The following is a 14231-nucleotide window of genomic DNA, read 5'->3' as shown; positions in this document are numbered from 1 at the left end:
AGCTGGATGGCAGCGGCGATCCCTTGCTGGAGGCCGGTTTCAAGAAGATTTGAAGATGTCACGGAATTGTCATACAGGGAGCATAGAGTTCGTCTTGTCAAAAATTTGTCATTCCCAACTAATGTTCTCTGGAGGACATATGAAGCTGGTCAAGACTGCCGTGGCAGGCATCGTTTCGATGGTGGTGGCGGGTACTGCGTTCGCGGCGGAAATTACCGGTGCAGGCGCTTCTTTCCCGGCGCCCGTGTATTCCAAGTGGGCCGACGCATACCAAAAAGCAACGGGTAACAAGGTCAACTATCAATCCATTGGCTCGTCGGGCGGGATCAAGCAGATCGGCGCCAAGACGGTCGATTTCGGTGCCTCGGACGCGCCGCTGAAGGACGAGGACCTGAACAAGCAGGGCTTGGTCCAGTTCCCGACCGTGATCGGCGGCGTGGTGCCGGTGATCAACCTGCAGGGCGTGAAGCCGGGCGAACTGACCATCACGGGCGAAGTGCTGGCCAACATCTACCTGGGCAAGATCAAGAAGTGGGATGACCCCGCGATCAAGGCGCTGAACCCGCATGCCAAGCTGCCGAGCCAGGACATCCTGCCGGTGCGCCGCGCCGACGGTTCGGGCACGACCTTCATCTTCACCAACTACCTGTCCAAGGTCAGCCCGGACTGGAAGAGCGCGGTGGGCGAAGGCACCACGGTCAACTGGCCGGGCGGCGGCACCGGCGGCAAGGGCAACGAGGGCGTGGCCGCCTTCGTGCAGCGCCTGAACGGCGCGATCGGCTATGTCGAGTATGCCTACGCCAAGCAGAACAAGATGACCCACCTGAACATGAAGAACGCGTCGGGTGCCGTGGTCAAGCCGGGTGACGACGCCTTCAAGGCTGCCGCCGCCGGTGCGGACTGGAGCAAGACCTACTACCAGATCCTGACCAACCAGTCGGGCAAGGACGCCTGGCCGATCGCCGGCGCCACCTTCATCCTGGTCCACAAGAACCAGGAAAAGGCCGCGCAGGGTGCCGAAGTGCTGAAGTTCTTCGACTGGGCCTACAAGAGCGGTGCCAACATGGCCGCCGACCTCGACTACGTGCCGCTGCCGGAAAACGTTGTGAACCAGATCCGTTCGACCTGGAAGACCAGCGTCAAGGACGCCTCGGGCAAGGCGCTGTACTGAACCTGACGGCATCGCCGGCCTCGCGTGAGTGCGGGGCCGGTGGCCGGGCTGCCCGCAACTGGCCCGGACACCGGGCTCCCGCCCAGGCGGGAGCGGCGATCCACCCTGAATTCCCGACATGGCGACTATCCCCTCCGAGATCCGCAACGTCCAGCCCCCGAGCCGCATGGGCGACATCCTGTTCGGCGGCCTGACGCGGGGCGCCGCGATCGTGACGCTGCTGCTGCTGGGCGGCATCATCGTCTCGCTCGCGATCAGCGCCTGGCCGTCGATCCAGACTTTCGGCGCGCGCTTCCTGTGGACTGCGGAATGGGATCCTCCCGCCGATGTCTACGGTGCGCTGGTGCCGATCTACGGCACCATCGTGACCTCGCTGATCGCGCTGATCATCGCGGTGCCGGTCAGCTTCGGCATCGCGCTGTTCCTGACCGAGCTGTCGCCGGCCTGGCTGCGCCGCCCGCTGGGCACCGCCATCGAACTGCTCGCCGCAGTGCCGTCGATCGTCTACGGCATGTGGGGCCTGCTCGTGTTCGCGCCGATCTTCGGCGAGTACTTCCAGAAGCCCCTGGCCGCCACGGTGGGCCAGCTGCCGGTGATCGGCAAGCTGTTCCAGGGCGCGCCGCTGGGCATCGGCCTGCTGTGCGCGGGCGTGATCCTGGCGATCATGATCATTCCCTACATCGCTTCGGTGATGCGCGACGTGTTTGAAGTCACCCCGGTGCTGCTCAAGGAATCCGCCTACGGCGTGGGCTGCACCACCTGGGAGGTGATGTGGAACGTGGTGCTGCCCTACACCCGCGCCGGTGTCATCGGAGGCGTGATGCTGGGCCTGGGCCGCGCGCTGGGCGAGACCATGGCGGTCACCTTCGTGATCGGCAATACCAACCTGCTGGACAGCGCCTCGCTGTTCTCGCCGGGCAACAGCATCACCTCGGCGCTGGCCAACGAGTTCGCCGAAGCCGGCGCCGGCCTGCACACCGCCGCGCTGATGGAACTGGGCCTGATCCTGTTCTTCATTACCTTCGTGGTGTTGGCGCTGTCCAAGCTGCTGCTGCTTCGACTGGCAAAGAATGAGGGAACCAAATGAGCGTGAGTCAAGCCGTGTCTACCGTATCGATCCCGGCGGTCCGCCCCGACGCGGATGCCATCCGCACCCGGCTGCAGGCGCGCCGCCGCCGCACCAACCTGTACGCACTGACCGCCTCGCTGGCGGCGATGGGCTTCGGCCTGTTCTGGCTGGCGTGGATCCTGTGGACCACCATCACGCTAGGCGTGGGCGGCCTGTCGCTGGACCTGTTCACGCAGATGACGCCGGCGCCCAATACCGCCGGCGGCGGCCTGGCCAACGCCATCTTCGGCAGCTTCGTGATGGTCGGCATGGCCACGCTGTTCGGCACGCCGCTGGGCATCCTGGCCGGCATCTACCTGGCCGAATATGGCAAGAGCTCGCCGCTGGCCAGTTTTATCCGCTTTATCAACGACATCCTGCTGTCGGCGCCGTCGATCGTGATCGGCCTCTTTGTCTACGCGCTGGTGGTGACCCGCATGGGCCACTTCTCGGGCTGGGCCGGGATCTGCGCGCTGGCGCTGCTGCAGGTGCCGATCGTGGTGCGCACCACCGAGAACATGCTGAACCTGGTGCCCAACGCGCTGCGCGAGGCTGCCTTCGCACTCGGCACGCCCAAGTGGAAGATGGTGCTGTCGATCACCGTGAAGTCATCCTACGCCGGGATTGTGACCGGGGTGTTGCTGGCCGTCGCCCGTATCGCCGGCGAGACCGCGCCGCTGCTGTTCACCGCGCTGTCCAATCAGTTCTGGACCAGCGACCTGAACAAGCCGATGGCCAACCTGCCGGTGACGATCTTCCGCTTTGCCATGAGCCCGTTCACCGAATGGCAGCAGCTGGCCTGGGCGGGTGTGTTCCTGATTACGCTCGGCGTGCTGGCCCTGAATATCCTGGCGCGCATCCTGTTCAAGAAATAAGCGGCGCGGCCGGTAATCCGTCCCGCCCCAAAGACTGCAAGCGAGAAACGCAATGACCTCCACCGTCATCGACATTCCCGATTCGGTACGCGCCAAGATCGACGTGCGCAACCTGAACTTCTACTACAGCCAGTTCCATGCGCTGAAAGACATCAACATGTCGATCCCGGACCGCAAGGTCACGGCCTTTATCGGGCCGTCGGGCTGCGGCAAGTCGACGCTGCTGCGCACCTTCAACAAGATGTATGCGCTGTATCCCGAGCAGCGCGCCGAGGGTGAGATCAACATGGACGGCGAGAACCTGCTGACCGCCAGCCAGGACATCGCGCTGCTGCGCGCCAAGGTCGGCATGGTGTTCCAGAAGCCGACGCCGTTCCCGATGTCGATCTACGACAACATCGCCTTCGGCGTGCGCCTGTTCGAGAAGCTGTCGCGCTCGGAGATGGACGACCGCGTGGAATGGGCGCTGACCAAGGCGGCGCTGTGGAACGAAGCCAAGGACAAGCTGCACCAGTCCGGCTACGGCCTGTCCGGCGGCCAGCAGCAGCGCCTGTGCATCGCGCGTGGCATTGCCATCCGCCCCGAAGTGCTGCTGCTGGACGAGCCGTGCTCGGCGCTGGACCCGATCTCCACCGGCCGCATCGAAGAGCTGATCGCGGAACTGAAGGACGAGTACACCGTCGTGATCGTCACCCACAACATGCAGCAGGCCGCGCGCTGCTCGGACTATACCGCCTACATGTACCTGGGCGAGCTGATCGAGTTCGGCGAAACCGAGAAGATCTTCATCAAGCCGCACCGCAAGGAAACGGAAGACTACATTACCGGCCGCTTCGGCTGATCGTCACCGCAGGGCGTAGCATATCCATAAGCGGCCAGGAGAATCCCATGCCAGACAAGCACCTGTCGACCCAGTTCGACGCTGACCTCAACGCGATCAACACCAAGCTGCTGCAGATGGGCGGCCTGGTCGAGTCGCAGATCGAGCTCGCCATGCGCGCGCTGGCCGACTTCGACGGCGAGACCGCCGACCAGGTCATCGCCCGGGAGATCCAGCTCAACGCGCTGGAAGTCGAGATCGATGCCGACTGCGGCAACATCATCGCCCGGCGCCAGCCGACCGCGCGCGACCTGCGCCTGGTGATGGCCATCTCCAAGACCATCACCAACCTGGAGCGCGCCGGCGACGAGGCCGAGAAGATCGCCAAGCGCACCAAGCACATCATGGAAGACGCATCGGCGCACAGCATCAACTATGCCGAGGTCAAGCTTTCGGGCGAGATGGCGATCTCGCTGCTGCGCCAGGCGCTGGACGCCTTTGCGCGCCTGGACACCGTGGCGGCGGCGCGCATCGTCAAGGACGACAAGGCCATCGACGAGGAGTTCCGCGGCTTCGTGCGCAAGCTGATCACGTACATGATGGAAGACCCGCGTACGATCTCGGTCGCGCTGGATTTCCTGTTTATCGCCAAGGCGGTGGAGCGCATTGGCGATCACGCCAAGAACATCGCGGAATTTATCATTTACATTGTCAAGGGGACGGACGTCCGCCATGTCTCGCGCGAGGACATGGAGCGCGAAGCGCTGAGCTGAACTCAGCCGCCCACGGAGAACAATACACATGCCAAGCAGTATTCTCGTTGTCGAAGACGAACCGGCGATCGCCGAACTGATCGCGGTAAACCTGCAGCACGCGGGGCACTATCCGATCCGGGCCTACAACGCCGAGCAGGCGCTGTCGCTGATGAGCGATGTGCTGCCCGACCTGGTGCTGCTCGACTGGATGCTCCCGGGCAAGTCGGGCGCGAACTTCGCCAAGGAGTTGCGGGCCAACGACCGCACCCGCCAGATCCCCATCATCATGCTGACCGCCCGCGGCGATGAGCAGGACAAGGTGATGGGGCTTGAGGCCGGAGCCGACGACTACGTCACCAAGCCGTTCTCGCCCAAGGAACTGCTGGCGCGGATCAAGGCCGTGCTGCGCCGCCGCGCACCGCAGCTGACCGACGACGTGGTGGCCATCAACGGCCTGCGCCTGGACCCGGCCACGCACCGCGTCACCGGCCAGGACGACAGCGGCGCGATCAAGCTGGACCTGGGTCCGACCGAGTTCCGCCTGCTGCACTTCCTGATGACGCATCCGGAACGCGTGCACAGCCGCTCGCAACTGCTCGACCAGGTCTGGGGCGACCATGTCTTTGTCGAGGAACGCACCGTCGACGTTCATATTAAGCGCCTGCGCGCCGCGCTCACCCCCGGCGGCTACAGCAATATGATCGAAACCGTGCGCGGCAGCGGCTACCGCCTGGCGCGCACGCCCGGCGCCTGACGCGCCGGACATGGCCGGGCGGCTGACGTACTGCCCGGCCAGGCTGGCCCACGCTGCTGGCAGGGCGCGGCGAATTCGTGGCACACTCCGTCGCAACCCTGCAGCCGTCCGTGGCTGCGAGCCTGGATCCTGCGCATGAATGTCATCTGGGCCCGTTCCGTGGCCATCCTGATCAGCCTGCTGGTGCTGTCCGCCGGTGTCTACCTGGCCGTGGGCCCGGTGCCGGCGCTGGCGCTGGCATGCGTATCGCTGCTCGGGCTGCTGTTCTACTACCTGTACCAGATCAACCGCCTGTGGAAGGTGCTCGATGCGCCGGTCTACGGCGAGATCCCCAGTGCACTCGGACTTTGGGGCGAGGTGTATTACCGGCTGCACCGGCTGGTCAAGCGCTGGCGCACCCAGGTGCTGCAGGTCGAGCAGCAGCACACGCGCTTTATCCAGGCCATCCAGGCTTCGCCCAACGGCGTGCTGATGCTGGACGACGCCGACCAGATCGAGTGGTGCAACGACGTGGCCGAGCAGCACTTCGGCCTGAACGCGCGGCGCGACGTGCGCCAGCGCATTACCCACCTGATCCGCCGCCCCGAGTTTGTCCACTACCTGACCCGGCAGCGCTTCGACGATCCGCTGGTGATGCGCGACATGGGCGAACACAAGCACAGCGTGATCGCGGTGCAGATCCTGCCCTATGGCGACAACCGCAAGCTGGTGATCACGCAGGACATCACCAAGCTCGAAAACACCGAGGCGATGCGGCGCGACTTCGTTGCCAACGTGTCGCACGAACTGAAGACGCCGCTGACGGTGCTGACCGGCTTCCTGGAGACAGTGCGCGACCTGCCGGTGTCGGAGGACGACCGGCGCCGCTACATCGACATGATGCTGGCGCAGTCAGTGCGCATGCAGAGCATCGTCGAAGACCTGCTGGCGCTGGCCAAGCTGGAAAGCGATGCGCAGCCGCCCGGCAATGACATCGTGCCAATCCGTGCCATGGTGGTGCACCTGACCCACGACGCCGAGGCGCTGTCGCAGGGACGGCACCAGGTCTCGGCCGATATCGACCCGACCGTGGGGGTGCGCGGCGCGGAAACCGAACTGCTGTCGGCGCTGGGAAACCTGGTGTCGAACGCGGTGCGTTATACGCCGGATGGCGGGCGTATCACCATGCGCCTGGCCTGGGAAGAGGGCCATGCCGTGTTCTCGGTGGCCGATACCGGCCTGGGCATTGCGCCCGAGCATATCCCCCGGCTGACCGAGCGCTTCTACCGCGTGGACCGCAGCCGCTCGCGTGACACCGGCGGCACCGGGCTGGGGCTGGCCATCGTCAAGCACGTGCTGTCACGCCACCATGCGGACCTGCGCGTGACCAGCGAGGAGGGCCGGGGCAGCGTGTTCCGCGTGATCTTTCCGCTTGAGCGCAGCCTGCGTTCGGCAGGCGGGGAAGATGCCGACACCCCGGCGCCAGGCGTGGGCCCTGCGGCACCGCCGCAGTCGCCGGACACGTCACGGCGTGCCGCCTGAGCCCAAACAAAAACTCCGCCTTGGCGGAGTTTTTGTTTGCCTGCGGTCCCTCAGGGTGTGCCGCCAAACATCACCAGCATATCGTTCTGGCTCACATGCGGACGCTTCGAGCGCGTCTGCTTGCGCGCATAGTTGCCGTCCGGCTGCATGATCCACGCCGAGGCGTTGTCGCGCAGGTGCACCTGCAGGCTTTCCTTGATGACGCGTGCCTTCAGCGCCTTGTCCAGCACCGGGAAGGCGACTTCCACGCGGCGGAACAGGTTGCGGTCCATCCAGTCGGCGCTGGACAGGTACAGCACCTCTTCGCCGCCGGCGTGGAAGTAGTAGACCCGGTGGTGTTCCAGGAAGCGGCCGATGATCGAGCGCACCGAGATGTTCTCGGACATGCCCGGCACGCCCGGCATCAGCGCGCACACGCCGCGCACGATCAGGTCGATCTTCACCCCCGCGCGCGAGGCCTTGTACAGCTCGTCGATGATCGACGGCTCCAGCAGCGCGTTCATCTTGGCGATGATGCGCGCGGGCTTGCCGGCGCGCGCGTTGCGGGCCTCGGCGCGGATATGGTCGACCAGGTTGCTCTGCATGGTGAAGGGCGACTGCCACAGGTGGTTCAGCCGGATGGTGCCGGCGGTGCCGGTCAACAGCTGGAACACGTGGTGCACGTCTTCACAGATCTCCTCGTTGGCCGTCAGCAGGCCGAAGTCGGTGTAGAGGCGGGCGGTGCGCGGATGGTAATTGCCGGTGCCGAGGTGGGCGTAGCGCCGCAGTTTGACCTGCTTGGCCTTGGGGCCGGTGGGCTCGCGCCGTACGATCAGCAGCATCTTGGCGTGGCACTTGTGGCCGACCACGCCGTAGATCACGTGTGCGCCCGCGGATTCCAGGCGCTCGGCCCAGTTGATGTTGGTTTCCTCGTCAAAGCGTGCCAGCAGCTCCACCACCACCGTCACTTCCTTGCCGTTGCGCGCGGCGGTCATCAGCGCTTCCATGACCAGCGACTCATTGCCGGTGCGATAGACCGTTTGCTTGATCGCGACCACGTTGGGGTCGGCCGCTGCCAGTTGCAGCAGGTCGAGCACGGAACTGAAGCTCTCGTACGGGTGGTGCAGCAGCACGTCCTGCTGGCGCATCACGTCGAACATCGACGCGCCGGCGGAGAAGGCCTTGACCGGGGTGGGCACATACGGCGCAAACTTCAGCGCGGGCCGGTCCACCATGTCGGGGATCTGCATCAGCCGCACCAGGTTCACCGGGCCGGAAACGCGGTACAGGTCCTGCTCGGCCAGGCCCGATTCCAGCAGCAGCCGGCGCGCCAGCGGCGGCGGCGTGTCCGACGAGACTTCCAGGCGCACCGTGTCGCCGAAATGGCGCGTGGGCAGCTCGCCCTGCAGCGCCTCGCGCAGGTCGGTGATCTCGTCTTCCGAGACGAACAGGTCGGAGTTGCGCGTGACGCGGAACTGGTAGCAGCCGTGCACGGCAATCGCCGGGAACAGCTCATGCACGAAGCCCTGCATGAAGGACGACAGCATCACGAAGCCGTACGGGTAGCCCGACAGCTTTTCCGGCATCTTCACCACGCGCGGCAGCGCGCGCGGCGCTTGCACGATGGCCAGGTCGGCGTCGCGGCCGAAGGCGTCCTTGCCGGACAATTCCACCACGAAGTTCAGGCTCTTGTTGAGCACGCGGGGAAAGGGGTGGGCGGGATCCAGTGCAATCGGGGTCAGCACCGGCCCCAGCTCGCGCTGGAAGAATTCGCGCGCCCATTCGCGCTGGGCGTCGGTCCAGGTGGTGGTCAGGTGGAAAAAGACCCCCTCTTTTTCAAGTAGTGGAAAAATGGTGTTCTGCAGCATGTCATACTGCGAAGCCACAAGCCGTTGCGTGCGCTCGGTGACAAGCTGGTAGGTCTGCTGGAATGACAGGCCGTCCGGCGTCAGGCCCGAAGCGTTGTCGCGCATCTGTTCCTTCAGGCCCGCCATGCGGATTTCAAAGAACTCGTCCAGGTTGCTGGACACGATGCAGATGAATTTCAGCCGCTCCAGCAGCGGGACTTTCGGGTCCGCCGCTTGTGCCAGCACGCGGGCATTGAATTCCAGGATGCCCAGTTCGCGGTTGAGCAGCGTACTGGACGGAGTCGTCGACATGAGCATGACCTTCTTTTGGTAATGTGGCGACTTTTTCATAAAAACGTGTCACTTTTATGACAGTTTGATTTTGTCATGATGCAGACATGACAAGGACATATTTTTCCCGGGCGCGAACGCCGGCAGGCCCAGGCACCAGAGTGCACCTGCCGCGCCAAGCAACGCCAACGCGAACCAGCCCTCCTAGCACACGATGAACAACACCCCACGCCTGCTGGCTGCCGTCGATATGGGTTCGAACAGCTTCCGCCTGATGATCGGGCGGGTGGACGAGACCCCCACGGCCAACGGCCCGGCCAGCCAGATCTTCCAGGTCGACGCGCTGCGCGAGCCGGTCCGGCTGGCCGCCGGCCTGACTCCCGACAAATACCTGGACCAGCCCGCGCGGCGCCGCGGCATCGATGCGCTGCGGCGCTTCGGCGACCGGCTGCGCGAGTTCGCGCCCAACCAGGTGCGCGCCGTCGCCACCAATACGCTGCGCGTGGCCAAGAACGCGTCCGAGTTCCTGATCGAGGCCGAAAGCGCGCTGGGCTTCCCGATCGAAGTGATCGCCGGGCGCGAGGAAGCGCGGCTGATCTACCTCGGGGCCTCGCACGACGCCCCGGCCTGCCAGGGTAACCGTCTGGTGGTCGATATCGGCGGCGGCTCGACCGAGTTCATCATCGGCAACGGCTACCAGTCCAAGCTGATGGAAAGCCTGTATATCGGCTGCGTATCGCACAGCCGCCAGTTCTTCCCCAGCGGCAACGTCGATGAATACGCGATGAAGCAGGCCGAGCTGGCCGCGCGCCGCGAGATCCAGGTGCTGGTGCGCCAGTACCGCGCCGCGGGCTGGGAGCAGGCGGTCGGCTCGTCGGGCACGGCGCGCGCGCTGGCCGAGCTGATCGAACTCAATGGCATGAACGACAGCACCGCCGAGCACGGTATCACGCGCGAAGGGTTGGAGCGCCTCAAGCGTGCGCTGATCAAGGCCGAGAATACCAACCGCGTCAAGCTAACCGGCCTCAAGGCGGACCGCATCCCGGTGCTGCCGGGCGGCTTGTCGATCATGCTGGGTGTGTTTGCCGAACTCGATATCGAGCGCATGGATGTCACGGACGGCGCGCTGCGGCTGGGCGTGCTGTATGACCTGCTCGGACGCAGCCACCATGAGGACATGCGCACCGTCACGGTGGACCAGTTCATGCGCCGCTACGGCGTGGACCGGGCCCAGTCCAGCCGCGTGCGCCGCGCCGCGCAGACGCTGTTGTCACAGTTCCCGGAGCCGGCCAACGAACGGCGCGAGGACAACCTGGCGCTGCTGGGCTGGGCCGCCAGCCTGCATGAGATCGGCATGACGATCTCGCACAGCGGCTACCACAAGCATTCGGCCTATATTGCCACCCATGCCGACATGCCGGGCTTTTCCAAGACCGACCAGGCGCGGCTGGCGACGCTGTTGCTGGGCCATGCCGGCAAGCTCGGCAAGCTGTCGGGCAGCGGCAGGTTCGTCGACTGGCGCATGCTGTTCAGCCTGCGCCTGGCCTTTGTGCTGTGCCGGCGCCGCTCGGACGTGGCCCTGCCCGATATCCGCGTGAGCCAGCTGGCCGAAGCGCTGGATGAAGGCTTCACCGTGCGCCTGCCGCAGGCGTGGATCGAGGCCAATCCGCTGATCGAATACAGCCTCGCGCAGGAGGCTGACGAATGGCAGCGGATCGGCAAGCGCTACAAGGTCATCTACGACTGAGCGCAGTGCGGAGGGCGGCCGCCAGGGGCGGCGGCCGCTGACAGGGCCTGGCGCCGCTCAGGCGGCGTTGTTCAGGCCGAGGAAGTGGCGGGCGTAGCGCGGGTTCATGTCGTTCACGCGCAGCAGCGTCAGGAAGTCCGCCACGTTGAAGTCCGGATCCCAGGCCGGCTGGCCGCAGATTTTTGCGCCCAGGCGCAGGTAGCCCTTGATCAGCGCGGGCGGCTCGACGTCCAGCTGCTGGTTCAGGTCCTCGACCGGCAGCGGCACGCGTGGGAAGGCATGGTATTCGATCGGCGCCAGCGAGCGCTCGCTGAACAGCCGGTGCAGGCTGGCCGCGTAGTGGCCGCCGTCGTTCATCGGCACGCTGGCGCAGCCCAGCATCGATTCGATGCCCCAGCGCTGCAGGTACTCGCCCAGGCCGCCCCACAGCGCCATGATGACGCTGCCCGAACGGTAGTCGCGGTGCACGCAGGAGCGGCCAAGTTCCAGCATCTTGGGGCGCAGGTGGGCCAGGCGCACCAGGTCGAATTCCGATTCCGCGTACAGGCAGCCCAGGCGCTTGGCCTGGTGCGGCGGCAGCACGCGGTAGGTGCCCACCACGCGCAGCGTGGCCATGTCGCGCACGATCAGGTGGTCGCAGTAGGCATCGAACATGTCGATGTCCAGCTCCGGCACCGAAGAGGTCAGGCGCGCGCCCATTTCCTCGGCAAAGACCTTGTAGCGCAGGCGCTGGGCTTCGACTACTTCGTCCTGGTGGCGCGCCCACGCCACGCTGAGAACAGGCGATTCATGTGCCGGTGTATCTGATTGGCGATGAAGACGGCTCCGCGCCGTCTGGCCACCAAGGCCATTGGGCAGAGAGTCGAAAAGCGGCTGGGTGGGCGTCGGCAGATCTCGCATCAGTATGTCCTTTTGGTGACGAAACTGTTGCGATGCAATGTAGTGAGGGCGGGTGACAGTGCCGTGACCCGGGGATGACCGTTCCGTGACGTCCCCTCCCAGGACGGACGGTTGGGCGGTTTCGGGCGACGGGTCAGGGTGTGAGTTGCGTTCCTCGCCAGCAATATGACGATCGGCCGGGCCATTCATGGGGAATCTCCGTGACACTTGCTATCGGCACCGAAAGCGGTGCCAAGGGCACTCTAGTAACGGGAGATTCCGCCCGCCATCAGCTATCTCTGATTTTGGCGGGACAGGATGGGGCAGATGCCGTCAGGCGGCACCTTGCATGCCGGAGGCAGGGCTCAGAGGAATTCGGGGTTGATGACGGCGCGCAGCACGGTCTGCGCCTCGCTTTCGCGGGTTCGGCCGGTCAGCCACCAGATGCCGCTCTTGCGCACGCTCCAGTTCATTTCCGAGCCGGCCAGCAGCAGGCTGGCGACGCGGCCGATCCAGGGCTGGTGCCCGACCACCACGACATGCTCGGGGCGTTCCGGCCACTCGACCGCGGCAAGCACCGCGCTGACGTCGGCGCCGGGCGCAAGGGCATCAACGATCTCTGCCTCGGCAGTCAGCGCGGCCGCCGTTTCACGGGTGCGCAGCGCGGGGCTGCACAGCACGCGGGTGTCGGCCGGCAGATGCGCGCGCAGCCATTTGGCGGATACCTCCGCCTGTTTGCGGCCGCGGCGTGTCAGCGGGCGCTGCAGGTCGGCATGGCGGCTCAGGCTGAGCGCGTCGGGGAGGTCTTCGGCTTCGGCGTGGCGCCACAGGATCAGGTTCATGTCGGGCGGGGCAATGAGCGTGCTTCGAGTATGGTGAAGCGGTCCGAGCGGCGCAAGCGCCAGCGGGCCCGCGCCGGTGGCGCAGACCAGGCTGCACGCAGCGCGTAAACGGAAGCGGGCTGCCTGTCGGACAGCCCGCAAGTGTGTCCGGGCGCGGTGTCAGCGGCGTGACAGCGCGTCGGCGCACAACGGCCGCGGCGCGGGCGACAGCCGCGCATGCGGTATCGCCGGGGCCGTGCAGAAACTCAGGACTTGTGGCGGAAGTTGATGCGTCCCTTGGTCAGGTCATAGGGCGACATTTCCAGGGTGACGCGGTCGCCGGCCAGGATGCGGATGCGGTGCTTCTGCATCTTGCCCGAAGCGTATGCCCAGATTTCGACGCCGTTTTCCAGCGTGACACGATAGCGGTTGTCAGGCAGGGCTTCCGACACCACGCCGCCAAATTCAATGAGTTCTTCCTTAGCCAATCTGTCTTCCTTTCCGGCAGCCCGTGAAGGCTGCATGGTTGCGATTTCAAAAATCCTGTTCGGTTCGCCCGGCACGGCGCGGAACCGCGGCACATTTCGCCGATTGCGGCGAAGCGCGCCTTGGGTTGCTCGGGGCAAGCTCACGCGGACTGCGGCGCGCGGCGCCTGATGCTCGGTCCTGTCAGCGGTATCGCCCAATGGGCGCGGATGGCTTGGGCGACGGCCTGGCCGCTGACGGCCGGGGAGGCCGTGTGCTTTGCGGAGCAGGCGGGCAGGTTGTACCCGGTGGTTCGCCAGTTTGGTGTCGTCGCGGAAGGCCCGCGCCGGCGGCTGCTGTTCGCTCGCGAGAGCGCGCTGGTGAGAACGCCCGGTTACAGGGATGCACGGACACCCCGGGGGCTACTTTGGCATTGTATCACGTACGCAGTTGCAGCATGGTCGGCACGTTGCGGCGGACGGCCGGCCTCGACGGTTGCACCACGCCGGGCAAGTCCACAATAAATGTGACTTAAAGTTAGCTTATTGTGGCCTGGCCGGCTTGGTATTTGTCCCATATGAGCTAGAACTAACTCGTACGGCCTTGCCGGGCCGGATCTCGCAAGGAGACTGCCATGGAACTCCATCTGGAATCGCACCGCTACGTTCGCTGCCGGCCGGACTGGCGGGCAGCCGTGGTGGCGGGGCTGATTGCCGGCGCGGTCTACATGGTGCTGGAGCTGCTGACGGCGCGCTTCCTGCTGTACCAGGGCGCCTGGGGCACCGTGAAGATGGTCGCGGCCATCATCCTCGGGCGTGAAGCCCTGTCTGCAGATGCTTTCAACTGGACCGTCGTGCTTTCGGCGGGGACAGTGCACTTCGCGCTGTCGATCATCCTGGCGGCGGTGCTGGCAATAATCCTGTCGTCATTCCGCTTCGATTCCAGCCTGTCGCTTGCCTCGGTGGTCGGGATCGTGTTTGGCGTGGTGGTCTACCTGGTCAATTTCTATCTGCTGGGGGCCTATTTCAACTGGTTCGACGAGGCCCGCGGCTGGGAAAGCCTGTTCGCCCATGCGCTCTTCGGGCTGGTGGCGGCCGACGTCTATTGCAATCTCGAGCGGCGGCGTGGCGAGACGGAGCAGCAGCCTGCCTGAACCAGGAGGTGGAGATGAGGGAGGGGCGGTAGCAGCCGGCATCCT

At 65.4% G+C, this 14231-nt stretch carries 13 protein-coding genes; 9 read left to right on the top strand and 4 right to left on the bottom strand.

Going from position 1 to position 14231, the window contains the following annotated elements; genetic code table 11:
• Positions 1-139: 139 nt before the first annotated feature.
• The 7 genes from pstS to phoR all read left to right on the top strand — a co-directional run bounded on the left by pstS (position 140) and on the right by phoR (position 7004).
• Positions 140-1171: a phosphate ABC transporter substrate-binding protein PstS gene (gene pstS / locus RS901_RS19210; RefSeq protein ID WP_316150521.1), complete on the top strand. Its 1032-nt coding sequence runs from the start codon at positions 140-142 to the stop codon at positions 1169-1171.
• Between the two features lie 118 nt (positions 1172-1289).
• Positions 1290-2258, top strand: coding sequence for a phosphate ABC transporter permease PstC (pstC, locus tag RS901_RS19205; protein ID WP_316150519.1), 969 nt, complete (start codon positions 1290-1292; stop codon positions 2256-2258).
• On the top strand, positions 2255-3154 hold the full coding sequence (gene pstA, locus RS901_RS19200; protein ID WP_316150517.1) for a phosphate ABC transporter permease PstA: 900 nt from the start codon (positions 2255-2257) through the stop codon (positions 3152-3154). The genes pstC and pstA overlap by 4 nt, the downstream gene beginning before the upstream one ends.
• A 52-nt stretch (positions 3155-3206) precedes the next feature.
• Positions 3207-3995 (top strand): phosphate ABC transporter ATP-binding protein PstB, encoded by a 789-nt coding sequence (gene pstB / locus RS901_RS19195; RefSeq protein ID WP_316150516.1) that lies wholly within the window; start codon positions 3207-3209, stop codon positions 3993-3995.
• Positions 3996-4042: 47 nt separating this feature from the next.
• Complete coding sequence (gene phoU, locus RS901_RS19190; RefSeq protein WP_018309301.1) at positions 4043-4747, top strand: phosphate signaling complex protein PhoU; 705 nt, start codon at positions 4043-4045, stop codon at positions 4745-4747.
• A 28-nt stretch (positions 4748-4775) separates the two neighbouring features.
• A complete protein-coding gene (phoB, locus tag RS901_RS19185) occupies positions 4776-5483 on the top strand; it encodes a phosphate regulon transcriptional regulator PhoB (RefSeq protein ID WP_013957280.1) in 708 nt (235 codons plus the stop codon).
• Positions 5484-5618: 135 nt separating this feature from the next.
• Positions 5619-7004, top strand: coding sequence for a phosphate regulon sensor histidine kinase PhoR (gene phoR / locus RS901_RS19180; protein WP_316150512.1), 1386 nt, complete (start codon positions 5619-5621; stop codon positions 7002-7004).
• Between the two features lie 50 nt (positions 7005-7054).
• Here phoR and ppk1 read toward each other — a convergent pair whose 3' ends face one another.
• Positions 7055-9181, bottom strand: coding sequence for a polyphosphate kinase 1 (ppk1, locus tag RS901_RS19175; RefSeq protein ID WP_316150511.1), 2127 nt, complete (start codon positions 9179-9181; stop codon positions 7055-7057).
• A 154-nt stretch (positions 9182-9335) separates the two neighbouring features.
• Here ppk1 and ppx point away from each other — a divergent pair, with 154 nt between their 5' ends.
• On the top strand, positions 9336-10868 hold the full coding sequence (ppx, locus tag RS901_RS19170; RefSeq protein WP_013957277.1) for an exopolyphosphatase: 1533 nt from the start codon (positions 9336-9338) through the stop codon (positions 10866-10868).
• Positions 10869-10925: 57 nt separating this feature from the next.
• Here ppx and RS901_RS19165 read toward each other — a convergent pair whose 3' ends face one another.
• The 3 genes from RS901_RS19165 to infA form a co-directional block, all read right to left on the bottom strand.
• Positions 10926-11768 carry a GNAT family N-acetyltransferase gene (locus tag RS901_RS19165; RefSeq protein ID WP_013957276.1) on the bottom strand — a complete coding sequence of 281 codons (843 nt, stop codon included), beginning with the start codon at positions 11766-11768 and terminating at the stop codon, positions 10926-10928.
• A gap of 344 nt (positions 11769-12112) precedes the next feature.
• The gene (locus RS901_RS19160; protein ID WP_316150507.1) at positions 12113-12589 is read right to left on the bottom strand and encodes a SixA phosphatase family protein; all 477 of its coding nucleotides are present in this window, start codon (positions 12587-12589) and stop codon (positions 12113-12115) included.
• Positions 12590-12834: 245 nt separating this feature from the next.
• The gene (infA, locus tag RS901_RS19155; protein WP_008641674.1) at positions 12835-13056 is read right to left on the bottom strand and encodes a translation initiation factor IF-1; all 222 of its coding nucleotides are present in this window, start codon (positions 13054-13056) and stop codon (positions 12835-12837) included.
• 611 nt (positions 13057-13667) lie between these two features.
• On the opposite strand from infA, the gene RS901_RS19150 reads away from it, so the two are divergent.
• A complete protein-coding gene (locus RS901_RS19150) occupies positions 13668-14186 on the top strand; it encodes a hypothetical protein (protein WP_316150505.1) in 519 nt (172 codons plus the stop codon).
• Positions 14187-14231: the final 45 nt, after the last annotated feature.

This window comes from Cupriavidus sp. BIC8F (genome assembly GCF_032465815.1).
Taxonomy (GTDB): domain Bacteria; phylum Pseudomonadota; class Gammaproteobacteria; order Burkholderiales; family Burkholderiaceae; genus Cupriavidus; species Cupriavidus necator.
Note: the sequence above shows the minus strand (reverse complement) of the source record. Positions and strands in the feature narration are given on the sequence as shown.

Coding starts and splice junctions, on each gene's coding strand:
- pstS (WP_316150521.1), top strand. CDS start 140: ATGAAGCTGGTCAAGACTGCCGTGGCAGGCATCGTTTCGATGGTGGTG.
- pstC (WP_316150519.1), top strand. CDS start 1,290: ATGGCGACTATCCCCTCCGAGATCCGCAACGTCCAGCCCCCGAGCCGC.
- pstA (WP_316150517.1), top strand. CDS start 2,255: ATGAGCGTGAGTCAAGCCGTGTCTACCGTATCGATCCCGGCGGTCCGC.
- pstB (WP_316150516.1), top strand. CDS start 3,207: ATGACCTCCACCGTCATCGACATTCCCGATTCGGTACGCGCCAAGATC.
- phoU (WP_018309301.1), top strand. CDS start 4,043: ATGCCAGACAAGCACCTGTCGACCCAGTTCGACGCTGACCTCAACGCG.
- phoB (WP_013957280.1), top strand. CDS start 4,776: ATGCCAAGCAGTATTCTCGTTGTCGAAGACGAACCGGCGATCGCCGAA.
- phoR (WP_316150512.1), top strand. CDS start 5,619: ATGAATGTCATCTGGGCCCGTTCCGTGGCCATCCTGATCAGCCTGCTG.
- ppk1 (WP_316150511.1), bottom strand. CDS start 9,181: ATGAAAAAGTCGCCACATTACCAAAAGAAGGTCATGCTCATGTCGACG.
- ppx (WP_013957277.1), top strand. CDS start 9,336: ATGAACAACACCCCACGCCTGCTGGCTGCCGTCGATATGGGTTCGAAC.
- RS901_RS19165 (WP_013957276.1), bottom strand. CDS start 11,768: ATGCGAGATCTGCCGACGCCCACCCAGCCGCTTTTCGACTCTCTGCCC.
- RS901_RS19160 (WP_316150507.1), bottom strand. CDS start 12,589: ATGAACCTGATCCTGTGGCGCCACGCCGAAGCCGAAGACCTCCCCGAC.
- RS901_RS19150 (WP_316150505.1), top strand. CDS start 13,668: ATGGAACTCCATCTGGAATCGCACCGCTACGTTCGCTGCCGGCCGGAC.